Annotated in this window: 17 protein-coding genes; 6 read left to right on the top strand and 11 right to left on the bottom strand. The window is 50.4% G+C overall.

The annotated features are described in order from the left end of the window. Window positions 1-195 precede the first annotated feature (195 nt). On the top strand, window positions 196-468 hold the full coding sequence (locus POG22_RS08130) for a response regulator transcription factor (protein WP_498904640.1): 273 nt from the start codon (window positions 196-198) through the stop codon (window positions 466-468). A gap of 457 nt (window positions 469-925) precedes the next feature. Here POG22_RS08130 and POG22_RS08135 read toward each other — a convergent pair whose 3' ends face one another. The 5 genes from POG22_RS08135 to POG22_RS08155 form a co-directional block, all read right to left on the bottom strand. Then, window positions 926-1180: a hypothetical protein gene (locus POG22_RS08135; RefSeq protein WP_017660691.1), complete on the bottom strand. Its 255-nt coding sequence runs from the start codon at window positions 1178-1180 to the stop codon at window positions 926-928. A 107-nt stretch (window positions 1181-1287) separates the two neighbouring features. After that, on the bottom strand, window positions 1288-1641 hold the full coding sequence (locus tag POG22_RS08140) for a hypothetical protein (RefSeq protein ID WP_498904643.1): 354 nt from the start codon (window positions 1639-1641) through the stop codon (window positions 1288-1290). Window positions 1642-1681: 40 nt separating this feature from the next. After that, a complete protein-coding gene (locus POG22_RS08145) occupies window positions 1682-1897 on the bottom strand; it encodes a hypothetical protein (protein WP_498904645.1) in 216 nt (71 codons plus the stop codon). 251 nt (window positions 1898-2148) lie between these two features. Beyond that, entirely contained in the window at window positions 2149-4224 is a 2076-nt protein-coding gene (locus POG22_RS08150) for a S9 family peptidase (RefSeq protein ID WP_498904647.1), read from the bottom strand. Beyond that, window positions 4175-5014, bottom strand: coding sequence for an energy-coupling factor ABC transporter ATP-binding protein (locus tag POG22_RS08155; RefSeq protein ID WP_498904649.1), 840 nt, complete (start codon window positions 5012-5014; stop codon window positions 4175-4177). Before POG22_RS08155 ends, POG22_RS08150 begins: the two co-directional genes overlap by 50 nt. A 287-nt stretch (window positions 5015-5301) precedes the next feature. On the opposite strand from POG22_RS08155, the gene rpmF reads away from it, so the two are divergent. Then, a complete protein-coding gene (gene rpmF, locus POG22_RS08160) occupies window positions 5302-5475 on the top strand; it encodes a 50S ribosomal protein L32 (RefSeq protein WP_498904651.1) in 174 nt (57 codons plus the stop codon). A 175-nt stretch (window positions 5476-5650) separates the two neighbouring features. On the opposite strand, the gene glmU is transcribed toward rpmF, so the two are convergent. Then, the gene (glmU, locus tag POG22_RS08165; RefSeq protein WP_498904654.1) at window positions 5651-7000 is read right to left on the bottom strand and encodes a bifunctional N-acetylglucosamine-1-phosphate uridyltransferase/glucosamine-1-phosphate acetyltransferase; all 1350 of its coding nucleotides are present in this window, start codon (window positions 6998-7000) and stop codon (window positions 5651-5653) included. Window positions 7001-7428: 428 nt separating this feature from the next. On the opposite strand from glmU, the gene POG22_RS08170 reads away from it, so the two are divergent. Then, window positions 7429-7674 carry a hypothetical protein gene (locus POG22_RS08170; protein WP_144053719.1) on the top strand — a complete coding sequence of 82 codons (246 nt, stop codon included), beginning with the start codon at window positions 7429-7431 and terminating at the stop codon, window positions 7672-7674. 68 nt (window positions 7675-7742) lie between these two features. Here the strand turns inward: POG22_RS08170 and arsC are convergent, their stop codons facing one another. From arsC to POG22_RS08190, 4 genes are all read right to left on the bottom strand, one after another. Next, window positions 7743-8153 (bottom strand): low molecular weight phosphatase family protein, encoded by a 411-nt coding sequence (gene arsC, locus POG22_RS08175; RefSeq protein ID WP_498904656.1) that lies wholly within the window; start codon window positions 8151-8153, stop codon window positions 7743-7745. Window positions 8154-8172: 19 nt separating this feature from the next. After that, the gene (arsB, locus tag POG22_RS08180; protein ID WP_498904657.1) at window positions 8173-9333 is read right to left on the bottom strand and encodes an ACR3 family arsenite efflux transporter; all 1161 of its coding nucleotides are present in this window, start codon (window positions 9331-9333) and stop codon (window positions 8173-8175) included. 156 nt (window positions 9334-9489) lie between these two features. Beyond that, complete coding sequence (locus tag POG22_RS08185; protein ID WP_498904658.1) at window positions 9490-10863, bottom strand: AAA-like domain-containing protein; 1374 nt, start codon at window positions 10861-10863, stop codon at window positions 9490-9492. Window positions 10864-12755: 1892 nt separating this feature from the next. Further along, the gene (locus POG22_RS08190; protein ID WP_498904660.1) at window positions 12756-12923 is read right to left on the bottom strand and encodes a hypothetical protein; all 168 of its coding nucleotides are present in this window, start codon (window positions 12921-12923) and stop codon (window positions 12756-12758) included. Window positions 12924-13039: 116 nt separating this feature from the next. On the opposite strand from POG22_RS08190, the gene POG22_RS08195 reads away from it, so the two are divergent. From POG22_RS08195 to POG22_RS08205, 3 genes are read left to right on the top strand one after another with little or no spacing between them, the layout of a single operon-like run. Next, window positions 13040-16390, top strand: a complete 3351-nt coding sequence (locus POG22_RS08195) for a hybrid sensor histidine kinase/response regulator (RefSeq protein WP_498904662.1) — start codon at window positions 13040-13042, stop codon at window positions 16388-16390. Window positions 16391-16400: 10 nt separating this feature from the next. Continuing rightward, window positions 16401-18332: a two-component system response regulator gene (locus POG22_RS08200; RefSeq protein WP_063717132.1), complete on the top strand. Its 1932-nt coding sequence runs from the start codon at window positions 16401-16403 to the stop codon at window positions 18330-18332. A 49-nt stretch (window positions 18333-18381) separates the two neighbouring features. Further along, a complete protein-coding gene (locus tag POG22_RS08205; RefSeq protein ID WP_498904663.1) occupies window positions 18382-19722 on the top strand; it encodes a hybrid sensor histidine kinase/response regulator in 1341 nt (446 codons plus the stop codon). A 90-nt stretch (window positions 19723-19812) separates the two neighbouring features. On the opposite strand, the gene POG22_RS08210 is transcribed toward POG22_RS08205, so the two are convergent. After that, window positions 19813-21063, bottom strand: coding sequence for a M20 family metallopeptidase (locus tag POG22_RS08210; RefSeq protein ID WP_498904664.1), 1251 nt, complete (start codon window positions 21061-21063; stop codon window positions 19813-19815). Between the last annotated feature and the right edge of the window lie 230 nt (window positions 21064-21293).

A 21293-nucleotide genomic window follows, 5' to 3' on the forward strand; every position in this document is an offset into this window, starting at 1 on the left:
ATGTCAGCCACCGCTTTGAGATGTTCTTGTAGCTTTTCTCGTTCTTCGGAGTTTAAGTTCATTTTGAAATTTTTTAGATATATCTACTCATATTATTTTACCATGATTTTTGTGTTTTTACGAAAGTGAGATGCACCCATTGAGACGACCTCCTCGAAAAAGGTTTTACATTGCGATCGAGACCAGGTTCACGAAGTGATTTTTGAATCGGATATCGACGGAACGCCTTATTATGTGGTTCGGTGTCTTTCGGAGAATCCTGAAACGTTTTCTCGCATCCATTTGAGTCCTCGAGAAAAGTCGATCGTTGAGTTAGTGGCGGCGGGTTTACCGAACAAGTGCATTGCCAAACAGTTAAATATTAGTCCTTGGACGGTGGCTACGCATTTACGGCGAGTTTATCAAAAACTGGGGGTTAACTCAAAAGTTGAGGCGATCGCAAAACTATCTCAAGCTAATTTGCTGTAAATCTATGATGCTTTGTAGGGCATTGCCCACCTTTTAGAACTTATCGGAATTGATAGGCGTAGGGTGGGCATTGCCCACCTTTTCAACAATATTGAAAATCAAAAAATCTGATTTCGATTTGTTTTAAAATCAAAAAAATTGATAAATATTTAAATTCGAGATTTTCGATAAAATTGTGGTAGTTATCGGTCGCTTTACCTTGTTGATACGGAATCTGTTTCCGATAAGCTCGGTTTTAAAAAGTCTTCACCACATCTCACCTTAGCCCCCCCTTTCAAAGGGGGGTTTGGGGGATAGAGAGGGGCTTGTTCGACTGGGTAAAACCAGTATTTAAAATTCAGATTTTGTGTAGTTCGATCGCTCGAATAAGAGAGCGGTGTTGACAACCAACACCGCAAAACACTGGAGTTATCACGATTCGTTTTCGGGGTTTAAAATAAATCGAGCAGATTTTACCCTAGGAAATATCAACCGTTTCGTAGTGGACTTGACCGATTTTTACCTTCTGACCGCGATAGTTGAGATCGACCCAACATTGAGGAAGCGATTCGCCAGAGGGAAAGATTAATTCAGATTTGCGATAGGTTTCGGGATCTTGCATTTCTTCTCCCGCATGAAACCGCCCTTCAATGTTTTCGCTGGCTGGGTTGTACAGGCGATCGAGCGTTAACACTTCGATCAGGTTCCCGCTAGGTTGGTGTTTGAGAAACATAGAGCCTCCAACAAATTCGTTATCGTCTCTTGATATCTCTATTATAGAAACGGTTTTATCGACGATCGCACCCTCGATCGAAGGAGATACGAGGGTGCTAAGTAAATCTACCGGGCGGGGGATGGCGTCCGAACGATCGCACTCGGTTCGCGATCGCGCGATCGCCGAACTCGAATCGGCGGACGAGACAGTTCGCTGACAAAGACGATCGCCATCGCCACCAACCCTAACACCAGCAGCCAATTGAGAGATTCGTCGCGATCGTGTTGCAAGTCGCGGGAGAAGTCGCAGTTGATGCAACTCCATTGGGTTTCGCTACTGCGAACGATCGTGTGACGTCCGCATTTCGGACATTCGAGAGCCGTGCGATCGAACATTTGTAAAACCCCACTTTTACAGCAGTAGGGTGCGTGACTCGAACGATCGAGTGTCGAACGTGAGACCCATAAATCGTCACGCACCGCTTTTACAGCAGTTAGCAGCGAACAGCGAACTGTCCGATTACCAAATGTTGCGTTCGAGGGTGTAGTTAGCGTAAAGGTCGAATTGAGGATGAGGTTGGGGAACAGAGAGGGTCTCGAACAATTCGCGAAGTCCCCCCAGCCAATGGATACATCCCTGACGGTTTCGTTGCATCCGAACTCGGGGACGAACGAGAGGTTGAGATGGCTTGGAAATTACGCGATCGCGAGCCATCGTGACATGAAGTTGACGCATAGTCGTACCCTGAAATCGATCGCTGTCGCTCCCCGACACTCCCATTCACATCGCGGAACGAAGCGTTCTCTATCTCTATGGTCGGCGATGCTTCCGCAAAAATTGGGGTGACGCCTGACCTAGACGAGAAAATTTACGTGACTTTACTGAGATGACCCTTCGATATTCTTATACTACATACATACTACAAAAAACGTCAAGAAAAGAATCCGCCCAAATTTCTAAATTCAAGGCGAACTCTCTAACGCTCTCTAGCGAGACAATTGCAAGCGATCGAGAACGAAAGCGTATTCAAAGGCAATTTCTCGTAAATAGCCGTAACGCCCCGATGCGCCGCCGTGACCTGCTTCCATATTCGTTTTGAGCAATAACAGGTTGTCGTCAGTTTTGAGCGATCGCAATTTCGCCGTCCACTTCGCCGGTTCCCAATACTTCACCCGAGCGTCGTGCAATCCTGCTAACACTAACAAATGAGGATAGTCTCGTTTGTGAACGTTGTCGTAAGGAGAATACGACAACATATAGTTGTAGTACGGCTCCTCGTTGGGATTGCCCCACTCGTCCCATTCGATCGCCGACAGGGGTAAATCGGGGTTGAGAATCGTCGTGACCACGTCTACGAAAGGAACGTCTGCAACCGCGACCTCGAACAACTCGGGGCGTTCGTTGAGAACCGCTCCCACGAGCAACCCTCCCGCACTTCCACCAGAAATCGCCAGGCGATCGCTTCTCGTCCACCCTTGAGCGATGAGGTGTTCGGCGCAGGCGATAAAATCGGTAAACGTATTGTATTTCTTAAAAAGTTTCCCCGCTTCGTACCACGGACGCCCCATTTCTCCGCCACCGCGCACGTGAGCGATCGCAAACACCACACCGCGATCGAGCAGAGAAACGCGCGTGGAGCGGAACGACACCGGATAAGGAATCCCGTAAGAACCGTATCCCGTCAACCATAGCGGATGAGAACCGTCGCGATCGCAATTTTGGCGGCGATACACCACCGAAATGGGGATTTGCGTTCCGTCGGACGCCGTCGCATAGAGTCGCTCGCTGACGTACTGCGCGCGATCGTACCCCAACACGGGGGTTTCCTTCTTCAGTTCCAACGTTCCGCTGTCGAAGTGGTAGTCGAAGACCGACGGCGGCGTCACCAGCGAGGTATAGTTCAACCGCAGATAAGACGCCTCGAACTCGTAATTGTCGCCAAACGAGACGTGATAGGTGGGTTCGGGAAAGGCGATCGCCTGGTAGCGTTTCGTCGCCACGTCCCAGACGCTCACTTGCGGAAGTCCGTTTTTGCGCTCGAACAACACGAGACGGTTGGCAAAGGGCAACACCCGCACTAACATCGTATCGTCGCGGTGGGGAATCACCGTTTCCCACTGCTGCGGGCGAGCGATCGGGGCTTTCACCAATTGAAAGTTCGTCGCGTTCTCGTTCGTCCGAATATAGAATTCATCGCCGTGGTGTTCGAGGCTATATTCGATTCCCACGTCTCGAGGACGCACCACCTGGAACACCTCGCGAGGGCGATCGGCGTCGAGAAACCAGATTTCCGAAGTGACTTTACTTTCCGACGCCAACAAAATATAGGCGTCACTGTGAGTTTTGGCGATCGACAAATAAAACGCCTTATCGTCCTCAGCGTAAACGAACTCGTCCGTCGCCGGATCGTCCCCCAAGCGGTGGCGATAAACTTGGTAAGGGCGATAGCTGTCGTCGAGTTGCGTGTAAAACACCGTGCAGTTGTCGTTTCCCCACGCAAACGACGGATCCACGTTGTCGATGCGTTCTGGATACGGGCGATCGCCGTCGAGATCGCGGAAAAACAGCGTATAGCGTTCGTCTCCCGTCGTATCGATGGCGTAGGCGAGAATGCGGTGGTTGGGACTCACCGCACAGATTCCCAAATTGAAGAACTCGCAGCCTTCAGCGAGTTGGTTGCTGTCGAGGAGAATTTCTTCAGGTGCGTCTTCGTCCTTAAAGCGACGACAGAAGATGTCGTAGGGTTTTCCGGCTTCCGTACGTCGGTAGTACAGATAATCGCCGTGACGGTAGGGAACCTCTCGATCGGTTTCCTGAATGCGCCCCAACATTTCTGCATAGAGCGTTTCGCGAAAATCCGATAAATGGTCGGTCATCGTGTCGGTGTAGGCGTTTTCCGCTTCTAAATAGGCGATGACCTCGGGATTTTCGGCGTCTGAGAGCCAGTGGTAGTTATCGACTCGAGGCGTCGCACCGCCGTCGAAGTCGTTTTTAAACACGTGCGGTCGAACTTTAGCTCGAGGAGGATTCGCGGGAGTGAAAGTTGTGGGGTGTTGTTCCATCAGAATCGAGAGTACAGGAGGGGTGAACGTGAGGGATCAGACTGTGGGGTTTTTCCAAACCGCGCTCGGCCATCAAGCGCTCGTCACCTAAAATATCCCTCGGAGAGCCATCGGCCACGAGACGACCGCCATCGAGGAGAAGGACGCGATCGCACACTTCCAAAATCAGATCGAGATCGTGAGAAGCGATCGCCGAAGTTTCCCGAGAAGTTTGTAAAAATTGAATCAGACGACGGCGCGATTGCAAATCGAGATTCGCACTTGGCTCGTCATACAGGACTAACTTCGGACGCATCGCGAGAATTCCCGCGATCGCCACCATGCGTTTCTGTCCTCCAGACAAATGGTGTGGTGGGCGATCGGCCAGAGCAGTTACCCCCGTCAGTTCGAGGGCGTCGCGCACGTGAGCGTTGGCAATTTCGGGGGACAATCCCATATTTTGCACCCCAAAGGCCACATCGTCCCACACCGTCGGCGAAAACAGTTGGTCGCTGGGATTTTGAAACACCAGTCCCACCTCGGGACGAAACGCACCGGGAATCACGGGTTCTCCAAACACCCGAACCTCGCCCGACGTGGGTTTGAGTACCCCACAAATCGCTAAGAATAGGGTTGTTTTTCCGGCTCCGTTAGGACCGATGAGTCCGACTCGTTCTCCCACCTCGATTTGTAAGTCGAGATCTTGCAACACGGGTCTGAGAGTGGGATACGAAAATGTCAAACGGTGCAGTTCGATGGCAGGAGTCGAGGACGACTTAGCCTCGAAGGAAGTTCGCGCGTTTGCAGCCACGGGTTCTGTTCTGACATCTAAAGGGTTCTCTGTTGAGAAGTTAACGCATCGACGCAAATTTTGGGGCGATCGCGGCGATCGGTGTTTCAGTCACCAGTCGCCAGTCACCAGTCACCAGCCACCAGTCACCAGTCACCAGCCACCAGTCACCCGTTAGGAGATGATGGGATGAGGTGAAACTGTTCCCTATTCACTATTCCCCGTTCCCCGTTCCCTATCGAAAATAATGATTTTGCTTTAAGATAGAAAGGTTTGGCAACTTTATTGAAATAGCACGGGTTACGGTTATGGCAGTTCCAAAGAAGAAAACCTCCAAAACCAAGCGCAATCAACGTCGCGCCGTTTGGAAGCGCAGAGCCGCTTTAGAAGCTGAAAAAGCCCTCTCGTTGGGTAAATCCGTTCTCACGGGACGGTCTACAGGCTTTGTCTATCCCACCGAGGAAGACGACGACGACGAATAGGGAATTTGATTTAGGGAAGAGGTCAGAGGAAGACAAAGAAGTAACTGTTTCTCCCCCCTCTCCCCTTTTACAGTGAACAGTGAACAGTGAACAGTGAACAGTGAGGACAGTTAACAGGTAACAGTTTCTTACTTGTCCCCTTGTCTCCTTGTCCCCCTGGCTCCCCCTCTCCTCATCATTTCTGGGCTTTCCAACCGGCTTTAATGGTTTGACGCGATCGCGCAATCGCTAAGCTGTCGTCGGGGACATCCTCTGTAATCACCGAACCAGCAGCGATCGTTGCGTCTTCGCCGATGTTGACGGGAGCCACGAGAACGCTGTTCGACCCGGTTTTCGTGCGGCTTCCGATGTGGGTGGGGTGTTTGTTGAATCCGTCGTAGTTGGCGGTGATGGTTCCGGCTCCGATATTGACGCGTTCGCCGAGAGTCGCGTTACCCAGATAAGACAGGTGGGCGATGTTGGTCTTTGCTCCCACCTGGGTTTGCTTGATTTCGACGAAATTTCCAATGCGACAGCCTTCGCCGATGTCGGCTCGTCCCCGCAGGTGCGCGTAAGGTCCGACGCGGCTTCCCTCTGCAACGATGCTGTCAGACACGACGGAATAGAGAACCGTAACGTTTCGACCGATCGTACTATTTTCGATCAGGCTACCGGGGCCGATGCGGCTTCCACTTCCGATAACACTGTGACCTCGAATGTGGGTGTTGGGTTCGATTATGGTATCGGGTTCGAGGACGATGGTGTCGTCGAGGGTGACGCTGTGGGGATCGATCAGCGTCACGCCCGAGGCCATGGCGGCGTCTTTGAGGCGAGTTTGTAAAATATCGTAAGCGGCGGCCAGTTGTTTGCGATCGTTGATCCCGAGGATTTCTTGATAGTCTTCGACATCTACCACCGTTACGGGGTCGAGATAGTTCACCGCGTCGGTGATGTAGTATTCTCCCTGATCGTTGTTGGTTTGAAGTTTGGGGAGAATCTGCGAGAGTTTCGGCCAGTCGAAGCAGTAGATTCCGGCGTTGATGCGAGGATTTTGTTTTTGAGCGTCGGTACAGTCGCGATGTTCGACGATTTGTTGGAACAGGTTGTTTCCCTGACAGAACACCCGGCCGTATCCTTGGGGATTGGGATGTTGTGCGGTAAGGAGCGTCGCAGCGTTGTCGCGATCGCGGTGGGTTTTGAGTAACGATTCGAGGGTTTGCGGACGCATCAAGGGAACGTCGCCGTTGAGAACGAGCAAATCGCCGCGAAAGCCGTCGAGGTGCGGAAGCAGTTGTTGGACGGCGTGACCGGTTCCGAGTTGTTCGGCTTGTTCGACAAACTCGACGTTAGAGTAGCGATCGAGAGCCTGTTTGACGCGCTCTCCTTCGTAGCCGACGATGACAAAGATCCGCTCGGGGGCGATCGACGACAAGCTCTCGAGAACCCGTTCGACGAGCGAACGACCGCCTAGAGGATGTAACACTTTAGGCAGGGACGATTTCATCCGGGTTCCCCGTCCTGCCGCGAGAATTGCTACCGCTACCATAATCTGAATTTAGCCAGGTGATGATGCATCTCCGTCTGGCAGTATATCGCTTTTCGCACCGCGAACAACGACAGTTTGCGGTAAGAGCGGGTTCGCTCGAGTATGACGACCTAATGAGGGAGTTCTTCTTTTCTCTTCATCTTCTCGCTTTTTCGGCTCTTTACGATCGCGTTTGTGTGGTTCTCTCTTGCCCTTTTTTGCGACAATCTGAGTAAATAACGACTTGGGGATCGCGAAGAATACAACGGGGATCGTTTAAATCAGTGATAATACCGATCTGTAATCCGTAAATTTCAGGAATATTTAAGTATCGATTATTACAGATCTAACGATCGATGTCGTATAAATTAGTTCTGTTAATTTTTATTGTGTTTTCTGTGCGCTTCGATCGTAGTTGTTATACTACAAATAGCTTGAGAGGTTCGGAAATGGTCAAACTGAGCGAGCAAAAAAAGAAAGTTTTAGAGCAGTTTAACTTACAGGAATTAGCCTTACTCGTTTCAGAAACCCTAGCTGTAGAAAGCGAGCGTCAAGGGGGTAACTTTACGCTCGAACGACTTTCTTATGATTTTGGAACGTTAGCGTTTAAATATGGAGACGTTCTCAAAGCAGTGCCGACCCCCGATTTCGTTCAGTCTGAACGTTGTCCGAACGGCTTCAGCGTTCGCGCGTAGGCAAACGAACTTTTACCCCTCTAGTCAGAGTAATCCCGATCGACTCTCTGGAGCGATCGGGATTTTCTTTACTCGGAAGTTTTACCATCTAAACGGAAAATCAACTGTTCGACGCGATCGCGAATTTCGTCGCGGACTCGCTGAAACGTCGGGATCGGCTGTCCGTCGGGATCGTCAAGTTGCCAGTCTTCAAAGATTTCTCGCGTCACCCACTCAGGCGGTAAATCGACACCACAGCCACAGAGAGATACGACCGCATCGTAATGTTTTGCCTCGAAATCGCTCAGGGGATCGGAGGTTTGATTGCCGATGTCGATGCCGATTTCAGACATGACGGCGATCGCTGTTGGATTTACCCGAGACGCCTCTAATCCCGAACTGCTCGCCTCGAGTTTTCCCTGTCCCAACCGGCGAGCAAACCCTTCTGCCATTTGAGAACGACAAGAGTTACGCTTGCACACAAACATGACCTTTTTCATGGTAATTTGCTACCTTGGGTTACGTTGTTTCGTTCGAGATTGCGAGCGATGCCTCGACACAACGGGGATCGCACAACGTCGCTTTTTTCGGCTCTCGCGGAAACCAGAACGCCGTTCGCTTGCAAATTTCGACAAGCATCAACATGGTGGGAACTTCGATAAGAACGCCAACCACTGTGGCTAAGGCTGCCCCGGAATTCAAGCCGAACAACATTACCGCCGTCGCGATCGCCACCTCGAAATGATTGCTGGCTCCGATTAACGCCGCAGGTGCTGCGTCTTCGTAAGACAAGTTCAGTTTCAATCCCGCCACATAAGCGATCGCAAAGATAAAGTTCGTTTGTACGAACAGAGGAATCGCAATCAGTACGATGTGGAAGGGATACTCGACGATGAGTTCGCCTTTGAAGGCAAACAGTAACACCAACGTTATCAATAAAGCGATAACGGCAACGGGGGAGATTGCCTTTAAAAATTTCTCTTCAAACCATCGTCTCCCCAAGTGTCGCAAAATCCACCTGCGGCTGAAAAATCCCGCCGCTAACGGCAACCCCACGTAAATTAGCACCGAAAACAAAATGGTTTCCCAGGGAACCGTTAAATTGTTCGCCGACAGCAGCCATTTCCCGAGAGGAGCGTACAGCAGGAGCATGGTGAGGGAGTTCACTGCGACCATCACTAAGGTATGGCCTTGATTGCTATAGGATAGATAACCCCACATCAATACCATCGCCGTACAGGGAGCGATCCCCAGTAAAATCGTTCCGGCAATGTAAGAGTTACTCAAAGACACTTCGACGCCGCGAACGATCTCAGTGCCGTCGAGAAACGGACGAAACAGCCAACCGAGGAAAAATTGGGCGATCGCCACCATCGTAAAGGGTTTGACGAGCCAGTTGACGATGAGGGTTAGTACAACGGGTTTGGGCGTTCGAGCCGCTTTGACGGCTTGGGAAAAGTCGATCTTTACCATGATGGGATACATCATGAAGAACAGACAGATCGCGATGGGAATCGAGACGTTGTAGAGACTGGCGGCGTCGAGGGTTTCGGCAATACCGGGAAACGTACGCCCGAGAGCGATTCCGGCCGCGATACACAGCAATACCCAAAGCGTTAGGTATTTTTCAAAGCGGTTGAGTTGCCCGCCGACGGAGGGCGGTGTGGTGTCGGTTTGCATATCGGTCTGATGCTCGAGAGGTTGGGGACGAACTGAGGAGCGATCGCTCGAAATGATTATATCAATTTTTTTTGATGTCTCAAGTAAAATCGATATAAAGTCCCACCAACCAGGAGATGAGGTCGTTTTCCCTCACGACCTCATCTCCTCATCACCCTAAAAACGTGACATTACCGACGCGTTCGTGTCGAGATTTGCCAATTGTTCGCGGAAGTAAAGGCGATCGAGCTGACAAGTAGGGAAAGCCCGATTACCATCGAGTCGAATCACGCCCAAACTCTCGAGTTTGTAGGCAGTTAGCGCTTCGAGTTCGACGCCGTTGTCGGCCGTGACGACTTTTTGCAACGCTACCATTAACATCGGATCGTCGTGTAACGCGGCCAAACGGTCTCGCAGATAGTTGCGGTAAATACCTGTTTGGGTCGGAGCCGTTTGCAGGAGTGTCTCGAGAGAAATATTGCCTTGAGAGAGATGGTACAGCGTGAGGTTCGCTAGGTACGGATGGCCGCCAATGGTGGTCGTGATGCGATCGAGTTCGGGGGCTTCGGCGTCGCCTTCGGCCCAAGGGAGACCGTAACGGCGAGCTAACTCTCGCACCTGAGCGCGATCGAACGGAGGAAGTCGTACCGACAGTCCGATCGGTAAAGGAGAGCGCTCGATTTTGAGTCGAACGGACTGTTCTGTCCCGTAGAGCAGCACTAACCGTAACGTTTGCCAGAGTTCGACAAAGCGGGCTTGCTCGTGCCATACCCGAAGCATCGAGAGAAAATCGCGAGCGATGTCGGGGCGATCGAAGAGGCGATGGACTTCGTTAAAGGCGAGAACCACCGGTTTGTCAAGTTGCGAGAGCAGATAGCCTTCAAAATAGAGTTTGCAACTGACTTTGCTGCCCATATCTTCGTCCCAATAGTCGCTGAGGCGGTTTGGGAGTGATAGCTGGTGGCTGACGTTGGCACAAAACCACCGTAACAGGCGATCGAGCGACGAGAGAATTGAGGTATCGGCTTCTTGGAAGTCGATCGAGACCGTGTGGTAATCCAGGGGGCGAACCCGCGCGAACAGTTGGTTGAGAAGAGAATTTTTCCCAGTTTTGTGAGGGGCTTGGATACAAATGGCACAACCGGGCTTTTCGATTTCTTCGTAGACGAGCGTTTCGATAGGAGGACGTTCGACGTATAACGGCGAGTCCGCTGGGAGCGGTCCGCTGGGCATTTCTACGGGAACGACGAGACGATCGACCTCAAGAGACGTCGTGACAACACTGAAGGAGGATGTCGAATCTGAATCGAACGATCCAAACACGATATGCAGATTTTTTTTCGTGACTTTCGTACTGAGTCCGTCCGAGAGATCTTGCCACAACTGCGAGCCGATTTGTTTGACGTATACGCTGTCATATCCCGACACGCGAGCGATGTCGTTGTAGGTGCGTCCGTCCCAAGACTGGGTAAAAACGAACCGCTCGATCGGGGTCAGAGATCGAGATAAGACCTGGTGTTCGATGGCGTTAAGCAGAGGATTGAGATTCATTCACTACTAAAATATACACATTTATACACAGGTGTTTTTGGTCTTTCTAACCTAATATCAATGATACTCCGTATTTTTACGAAATAACAGTGGAACGGCCCCTCTGAGTGTTTACGATCGATGAGAACACGCATCGATCGAGCCGTTATCACGATTGGTGATGTCCTTAAGGTTCGACCTGAATTGGTTTAGGTTTCCTAGTGGGAATCGGACGCTCGCTATAACTGCTCTGTTGGGGGAGGTATCGCAACATTTTTTTGTGTTTTGTAACATACACTAACATTCACCATCAAAGTTCACACGATCGTCTGACAGTTTGTCATGTTTTTCTGAATTAAAACGAGAATACAATTATACTTGACCGATCGTCGACTCACTTTTTTGAGATCGATCGGAATTACATTTTGTTTTAAAGTCGATTTTGCGATCGCAACTTAACTTTAAATAATTAATGTCTCCGATAAGACTGTCAGGGATAGATTCGATCGTACAATATTGTAAAATTTATCTTTATAATCAAACGAAATATCGACATCTACAAATCTCAAAACTATTGACATTACTAGCATACAGATATTTTATAATCAAAAAATAAACTCAGAAATCAAAATATGAACTAAACATTTTAAAGACAATAAATAAAGTTTGTATATTTATATTTTTATTTTTTACTTGTAATTAGTAATTAATTTTTTTGATGTTTTTTCGATCGAACACTCGAACGTTTAAAACGAATCCAAAAGATATTATACACATTTCAATTTTAGCTCGATTTAAGTATGTATAACCGCTCGAAAAAAAAATTAAAAAATTGGCTTTAAAATGAATTTACAAAAATATAATAAATTTCATAAAAAATATTTAAAAAATAAATCAATAAGCCAAGTTTAATACGGATCGTATGGCAATTTATACGTTAACTAAAAGTCGATTAAAATTATCGAAAATGAATATCTCAATATTTTTGTAATAAAGTCGGACAACGAGACTTTGGAGAGTCTCAATCCATTCGATAACGCAGTAAGATATTGAATATTTAGCTTGAGATCGATCGAAGTTTTAATTTTAATGTATTATTATTTGGTCTTTAATCCATACAATTATTTTTACACGAAACAAATATTAAAACACCATAGCAGTCCTAAATCAGTTGTGTATTCTCGCTCTAACTATGGTAAGGGTTGAGGCGTCTCGCTCATTCCACGACTTACCTGAGATTGCTATATTTTTCCGAGCATAGTGTCTTGACGATCTCAACAAAATTCTTATAATAATTTAAAATCAGAATCGGCGATCGCACAAACAATGATATGAAGCTTGAGTCTAAACCTTTATTCAAATCAAGCAGATTGAGGGTGAAGCGATCGCTTATGGTGTAATTCTATCAAGATCCACATCAAAACTCCCTTTGCTTTTGCTTAAAAACATAAAAAAATTAGAATTTAAATCAACTAAATCGATCGCCGATCGATTTACGAGCAAGAAAAAAATCGATTTTTGTCGAACGCAATCTAAAATCGAGATTAACGTCAAATCATCTTTGCTACAGATCCGTAATTTCCCCGATCTGACGTCCGTAAATTTCATGATTTAACGCAAAAGAGAGGAATTTTCTTCATATTTTGCATTGAATTTACGAGACTCAGATACCTGTGCTAAAGTTTGCTTAGGGAGTACAGAATAAATTCATATTGATATTTTAACTTCACACTGTAATTCAGTCGATCGCAGGTTAAGCTAGGTTTAAACCCAGTGCTTGCCAAGTTAACCAACAGTTACATCTGGCTGTAGTCAAGCATCGTTCTCTGACCCAACGTTCTCTAAGACCGATTTCCGGGCTGAACTGCCCTATTAAATTTCGATGACAGAAGACACGCGACCCAGGACTTCTGCTATCTATCCCCCCAATAGCATTTTGGGAGGAGTTTCCCGAGGAGTGCCATTAGCACTTGAGAGGGACGTTTCTGCTGGCTGGCTGCCAGAGAGATCGTGCTGTTGTGACAGTCGCCGCCCCAGACAAACCGGCCTTGTCGATCGCCGAGCCGAGCCGATTTCCCCACATCGCTCGTCCAACATATCCGAGACTCAGAGGACGCTAGGATCGATCGATCGGTTCCCCAATCAGCTCAGAACGATCGGTTTCCAATCGATCGTTTTTCATCGGTCCACAGCTAGATTGTCAATCCGATCTCCGTCCTCCTGCGACCGACAACGCGGCTGTCAGCTCGAGAAAGTCCGTTGGGTCATCTACGCCAGCCAAACTTTCCTCGCCTTCGCGCACCCACCGTTCGATCGGCGTTTGACGAAAGCTCGTGCTGCCGCACTCGTCGATCTGGCCTATGCTTTCAATGCCATGAATGAAGACTTAGAACGTTCTCCCCAACCGCTCGACGACAACACGCGATCGCTCGAACGAAAAATAGCCGAACGTACCGAAGCCCTCGAACGAGAAATCCAAGCACGACAGCGGATCGAAGCCGAACTGCGTGCCTCCGAACGACGCTATCGCCTGTTATACGAAGGTACTCAAGACTCCGTTATCCTATTAGAATCCGGGCCGCCTTACTGCTTCAACGACTGCAACGCCGCCACCCTAACCATGTTCGGCGTTGCCAACAAAACCGACTTTTGCCGTCTCAATCCAGCCTGTTTGTCTCCCCCCGTCCAACCCGACGGTTCCAGCAGCACGATCGCCGCCCAAGAACGTATAGAACGAGCGATCGAACAGGGAACCTGTAACTTCGAGTGGTTGCACTGTCGGGCAGATACCGGCGAACCCTTCTACGCCGAAGTCTGGCTGACTGCCGTAGACATCGAGGGCGCGATCCGCGTAATGGCAACGATACGGGACATTACCGCTCGCAAGCAAACCCAACTCGCCTTGGAAGCCAGCGAAGCCGAATATCGCACCCTCATCGAAGCTGCCAACTGCATCATCCTGCGCTGGACTCCCGACGGTCGCATTCGCTTCATCAACCACTACGGCCAGCAATTTTTCGGTTACGACGAGGCCGATCTCGTCGGAATGTCCATCACCGAACTCATTCCCGAATTCAACCGTTCCCAGTTCGACTGGGACGCCTATCTAGCAGATCTCACCACCTGTCCCGAAGCCCACAAAATCCGCGAACACCCTAACGTGCGACGAAACGGCGAGATCGTCTGGGTTGTCTGGGCAAACCAACCCGTCTTCGATGGAGAAGGTCGTCTCCTCGAAGGGCTGTCCATCGGTACCGACGCCACCGCCCGCAAACGAGCCGAAGAACAGCTACGAAAAAGCGAAGAACGCTGGCAACTGGCCTTACAGGGCAATAACGACGGTATTTGGGATCTCGACTTCCGAACCGGACAAATTTTCGTGTCCGAACGCTGTCGAGAAATGGTCGGCTATCGAGAATCAGAGCTACCCAACCGTCTCGAGGCGTGGACGGATTTGATTCATCCCGACGAACGCGAGGCCGTATTAGGCGCTTTCCAGGATCACCTGAACGGACAAACCGACTGTTACAGTGTCGAATATCGCCGACGCTGCCGAGACGGTAGCTACAAATGGATTCTCGATCGCGGTAAAGCCCTCTGGGACGAGGCCGGAAATCCCGTGCGTATGGTGGGATCGCATACCGATATCACCGAGCGCAAACAAGCTGAAGAAAAACTCCGAAAAAGCGAAGAACGCTGGCAAATGGCCCTCGACGGCAGCAACGACGGCATCTGGGACTGGGATTTAACCGTCGATTACTGCTTCTTGTCCGAACGCTGCCTCGAAATGCTCGGTTACAGTGCCAACGAAATCAACTCCTTTCAAAAATGGGCGTCCGTGTTCCACCCCGACGACCTCGATCGCATTCGCGAGGTGTTAGACCGACATCTTCGTAAAGAAGCCCCGCACTATAGCTGCGAATATCGCGCCCGTCACAAAAACGGCACGTATCGCTGGATTCTCGCCCGAGGCAAAGCCGTGTGGAACGACTCGGGAATTCCCATCCGCATGGTCGGGTCGCTGACCGACATCACCGATCGCAAACAAGCAGAAGAGGCACTGCGACACGCCAAAGAAATGGCCGACGCCGCCAACCAAGCGAAAAGCCAGTTCATCGCCAACATGAGCCACGAACTACGAACGCCCCTCAACGGCATCCTCGGTTACACGCAAATTTTTCAACGACTCGACGACTTACCTCCAAACCTGGAAAACGGCGTGCGCGTCATCCACCAGTGCGGAACCCACCTGTTGGCACTCATCGAAGACATCCTCGACTTTGCCAAACTCGAAGCCCATCGCATGACCCTGTCGCCGGCCTTATTTCACCTGGCAACGTTTGTCGATCGCGTCGGGGACTTGTTCGAGTTCAAAGCCAGTCAGAAAGACCTGACCTTTCAACAGTATTTCGATCCCCAACTGCCCATAGCAGTTTACGCCGACAAAAAGCGCCTGCGCCAAGTCCTCATGGAACTTCTGGGCAACGCAGTCAAATTTACCGAAAGCGGCAGCGTGACCTTACGGGTCAGTCTCGTCGAACGTCTCGAAGCATCTCCCGAAACCGGTGCGGCTTCGAGAATTCGCTTCGAGGTCGAAGATACGGGAATTGGCATGAAACCCGAGCAACTCGAGCGCGTATTCTTACCGTTCGAGCAAGTACGCGACGCCGACCGACAATCTGAAGGGACCGGATTGGGACTGACGATCGCTCAAAAAATCGTGCAGATGATGGGGGGAAACCTCAACGTTCGCAGTCATTTCGGACAGGGCAGCCAGTTCGGGTTCGAGCTGTTGCTACCCGAACGGAGCGACGGACAACTACCGGACATCGCGCGTCCGCTCCCGAGAGTCGTGCGAGGCTATCGCGGTCGAAAACGCAAAATTCTCGTGGTCGATGACAACTGGGAAAGCCGCACCGCTGCCGTCGAACTATTACGCTCGGTAGGTTTTGACATTATCGAAGCGAGCCACGGACGCGAAGCCTTAGAGTTGGCGACGGCCGATCCCCCCGACGGGATTCTCACCGACTTGGTGATGCCCGTCATGGACGGATTCGAGTTAATACGGCAAATTCGTCAACAGCCCACTTTACAGACCGTTCCCATTTTCGCTGCCTCAGCCAGTCCCCTAACCCCCGGCGGCGATCTCGGCACCAGCGTCGATTGTAACGGTGTGTTGTCCAAACCCCTGCAAGCCAGCGAACTGTTCGCGACGTTCGAGCAGCACTTGCAGGTCGATTGGATTTACAGCGACGACGACGACGACTCCGAATCCCCGTCGACCCCGTCGCCGTCCTCTCAGAGCGATCGCGATCGGGCTTCCGAGGACGATCGAGAGTCCGATACGATCGTTCCTCCACCGCCCGAAATCTTAGAAACCTTACGTCATCTTGCCCGACGGGGGAGTCTCAAGCGATCGATCGAACAAGCTCGCGAGCTGGCCGAGCGCGATCCCCAATTGCGCCCGTTTGCCGACAAACTCGAAACGCTCGCACGCACGTATCAAGACAAAGCACTTCTCGAGTTTCTCGATCGATACTATCTCTAGCCGACCGACCATGAACGCGAATCACGGTACGTCTCAGTCTATTTTAATCGTCGATGACGACCCCGCAAATCTCGAAGTTCTCTCGAACTTTTTAGAGGCGGCTGGGTACGAAGTATTGATCGCGCGAGACGGCCAGAGTGCCATCGACCGGGCTGAATACGATCCCCCCGATTTGATTTGTCTCGACGTGATGATGCCGGGGATCGATGGGTTTGAAACCTGCAAGCGGTTGAAAGACAATCCCGCCACAGCTGAGATCCCCGTGATTTTTATGACCGCCCTGTCCGAAACCGCCGATCAAGTCAAGGGATTGGGTCTCGGGGCTGTCGATTACATTCCCAAACCCTTTTACGAAGAAGTCGTTCTCTCGCGCATTCAGCTTCATTTGAAACTGCGATCGCTGGCCTTGGCGTTAACCGACCAAAACACCTATCTCGAGCGACTCGTCGCCTCTCGCACCGCCGAACTGCACGACACCATCGATCGCTTGCAGCAGACCCAAACCCAACTGCTGATGCGCGAACGACAACTTCGCTACGAAGCCTTGCACGACTCCCTAACTGGACTGCCCAACCGAACCTGGTTACTCGATCGCCTCGAGGCGATCGTCAGCCAATCCCGCCCTCCGAACTGCGACAGCCAAGCTTATCGGTTTGCCCTGCTGTTTCTCGACCTCGATCGCTTTAAAGTCATCAACGACAGCCTCGGCCACCTAGCTGGAGACGCCCTTCTCGAATACGTCGCCCAACGACTCGTACAGGTTCTCGAAAGTAACTCCGACAACCGACCCAACCGCGACAACTCCCAAACTTGTATTGCCCGTTTGGGGGGCGACGAATTCGTAATTCTCCTCGAACGCGATGTGGGGATCGAGAGTATTTTACCTGTGGTACGCAACGTTCAAGCTCAGTTTTCTCAACCTTTTCGCATCGCGAACAACTACGAAGTGTTTACCAACGCCAGTATCGGTATCGTGCTAGGCAACGCCGACTACAACACCTGCGAAGACGTGTTGCGGGATGCCGACGTGGCCATGTATCAAGCCAAACAAGCCGGACGGGGGCGCTACGCCATCTTTAACCCGCAAATGCAAGCCCGGGCAAAAGCCCGTTTGGATTTAGAAAACGAACTGCGCCGCGCCATCGGTAGCGAATCCTGTTGCGACAACATCGCCTCGGAGGAATTTCACCTGTACTATCAACCGCTGATTTGTTTGAAAACCGGACACGTGACGGGATTTGAAGCGTTACTACGCTGGCATCATCCCCAACGTGGTTTGATTTCTCCGGTTCAGTTCGTTCCGATTAGTGAAGAAATTGGCTTGATTCATGCTTTGGGCGGATGGGTGTTTCGAGAAGCCTGTCGTCAAGCCTCCGAATGGCGATCGCAGTTTCCCAACCATCGAGATTTGGTGATGAATATTAACCTCTCCACCATTCAACTGATGCAGCCACAACTGATCGATTTAATCGAAGAGACTCTCGATCTCGCTCGGCTTCCCCACGGCTGTATCAAACTTGAAATTACCGAAAGCTGTTTGTTAGAAAGCCACAAACACGTATTCGATATTCTTCGACAACTCGAAGACTTAGGCTTGTTACTTTGTGTAGACGACTTCGGAACGGGATATTCCTCCCTCAGTCGCCTGCACGAATTTCCCGTGCGAACTTTAAAAATCGATAAATCTTTTGTGCGTCGCCTTCACAGTAGAGATAATGGAAATGAAATTGTCAAAACGATCGTGACGCTCGCCCATAGCTTAGACATGGATACTGTTGCTGAAGGGATCGAAACATCTCTCCAGCTCGAAACCGTGCGAGATATGGGCTGTGAGTTCGCACAAGGCTATCTTTTTTCGCGGCCGTTACCCGCCAGCGAAGCTGTTAACTTTCTCCTGAAACCCGATGTGTTCTATCCTAAACTTACTGCCGATCTCGGTTAACTAAACCTTTACAATCACGATTGAAAAAAACAAATTTTAGAGGTAGGTTATGAATTTAGAATCTCTCAATTCCAGTGTCATTCTCATTGTTGACGACAATCCGGCCAACTTAGATGTCCTGTCGGATTTTCTCGATAGTGCCGGGTTTGAAGTGTTGGTCGCCCAAGACGGAGAAAGCGCTCTCGACAAAGTATACTATGCCCCCCCAGACTTGATTTTACTCGATATCATGATGCCGGGGATCGATGGATTTGAAACCTGCAAGCGCCTGAAAAGCGATCCGAAAACGATCGATATTCCCGTAATTTTTACGAGCGCTCTCGCTGACACCGTCGATAAAGTTAAAGGCTTGTCGATTGGAGCGGTTGATTACATCACAAAACCGTTTCAACAAGAAGAAGTCTTGGCACGAGTTCGCTTGCACTTAAAGCTTCACTTTTTAACCCAACAACTCGCTCAACAAAACGTTCTACTCGAAGAGCGAGTTCGCGAACGCACAGCCGAACTCAACCAAGCGCTTGAAGACTTACAAAAAGCGCAAGTCCAGCTCGTTCAGAGTGAAAAAATGTCGAGTTTGGGTCAGTTGGTCGCCGGTGTCGCCCACGAAATCAACAACCCTGTAAACTTCATTTTTGGAAATTTAGTTCACGCAAACGAATACACCCAAAATATCTTGGACATTCTACAGCTCTATCAGGATAAATACCCCGATCCCGGTGCTGAAATCCAAGACACGATCGAAGACTTTGAACTCGATTTCCTCGTGGAAGACTTACCCAAACTTTTACAATCAATGCAAGTCGGTGCCGAACGCATTCGCGAGATCGTGCTGAGTTTGCGGAAATTCTCACGTATCGACGAAGCCGAACTTAAGCCCGTAGAAATCCACGACGGGATCGATACCACGTTGATGATTTTACACAACCGCATCAAAGCGAAATCGAGCCGTCCCGAAATCGAAATCGTCAAACACTACGGCAATCTCCCAGAAGTCGAATGTTATTCGGGACAGTTGAACCAAGTGTTCATGAACCTCCTCTCGAACGCCATCGACGCCTTAGAAGACGATCGCGACTCGGGAAGACCGGGACGCATCGTCGTACAGACGAGCTGTATCGGAGACAACCAAATCGAAATCTCTATCTCCGATACGGGCATGGGAATGGAAGAAAGCGTGCGATCGCAAATTTTTAACCCCTTCTTCACTACGAAACCCATTGGTAAAGGAACTGGCATGGGGCTGGCGATCAGCTATTCGATCGTTACCGACAAACACAACGGTTCTCTCGAATGTCGATCGCAGCCGGGACAAGGCACTGAATTCGTCATACGAATTCCCATCCGCCAGAACGTTCGCACCTCTAACTCTCCTCAAGTTCAAACCGCGTGAAGAGATCGTTCGAAAAAGGGCGACGGGACGAGGGAAAAAAGGGGTCGCCGATCCTTCCTCCCTCTTCATCTCTTCACGACACCCGCCGATCTAGACGAGCGATCGGCGATCGCCAGCCGACGGTCGAACGTCCGTTTTGCCAAACTGTTCGACACAGCGAACGAAGAGTTCCACACCCATCGCTAACACGGTTTCATCGAAATCGAATCGAGGATGGTGGTGGGGATAATCGAGTTTTTTCTGAGAATTCGCCGATCCCAGGAAGAAATAACATCCCGGAACTTCCTGAAGAAAAAAGGACATATCTTCACCGCCCATTGTCTGACATTCGGGAACTAACCCCACCGGAGTTTCCACCACCTGTTCCGCGATCGATTTCACGAACGCCGCCATACGCGGGTCGTTCACCGTCGCTGGATACAGTTGCCAATAGTCCAACTCGTAACGGGCGCCGTAACCGCGACAAATTCCCGCCACAACGTCCTCGACGCGGCGGCCGAAAAAGCCCTCGTACTGGCGTTTGAAATAACGAACCGTTCCCTTAAGCTGCGCGGTATTGGCGATGACATTGTGGGTCGAACCCGCCTCGAACGCGCCCACCGTCACCACCGCCGAATCGATCGGATCGACGTTACGAGCCACGATCGACTGTAACGCGTTGACGATTTGCGAAGCCACCACGATCGCATCTACCGTCTGATGGGGCATAGCACCGTGACCGCCTTTTCCCAACACCTGCAAATCGAACAGTTCCACCGCCGCCATCAACGGACCGCTACGCACTCCCACCGTTCCCCAAGGAAGGTTGTTCCATAAATGCAATCCGATAATGGCGTCCACCTCGGGATTTTTCAACGCCCCCGCCTCTATCATCGGTTTCGCACCGCCGGGGCCTTCCTCAGCCGGTTGAAACACAAACTTGACCGTTCCGCGAAACGCTCGATAGCGAGAGAGATAATAAGCGGTCGCCAGTGCGATCGCCGTGTGTCCGTCGTGGCCGCAAGCGTGCATTTTCCCCTCGTGGCGGGACTTATACGGAACGTCGTTTTCCTCGCGAATTGGCAGAGCGTCCATATCTGCCCGAATCGCCAACACCGGCCCCGGCTGAATGCCTTCAATAACCGCGACGATACCCGTTTTCGCGATTCCCGTTTGAAAATCGACACCCCAACTTTGGAGTTTTTGCGCCACGAACTCCGACGTCAGATGTTCTTGAAACCCCAATTCTGGATATTGGTGTAAATGTCGCCGCCACTGCACCAATTGAGGTTGTAAACCTCGGATATCCGGTCGCACGCGATCGAGCCACAAAGCAGGAGAAGCCACGGAAAGAGAAGTCATCGCTCAACAAGTATAAAAAGGGACAGTCAAGAAAGACGTTACGATAGACGCCAAGTGTCACAAATTTTCTGTAAGTTTTCTCACAGTTTAATCGACTCGAGGGGATGGGGAGGAGATGATGAGGTGAAGGGATGATGGGATGATGGAGAACGATCGATCTACCGAATTTGTGGCGGTTCGCGAGGCCGGTATACACCATGAATTAGATTTCAACTAGATTCGCCGATCCG

Source organism: Geitlerinema sp. CS-897 (genome assembly GCF_028368005.1).
GTDB classification, from domain to species: domain Bacteria; phylum Cyanobacteriota; class Cyanobacteriia; order Cyanobacteriales; family Geitlerinemataceae; genus Baaleninema; species Baaleninema simplex.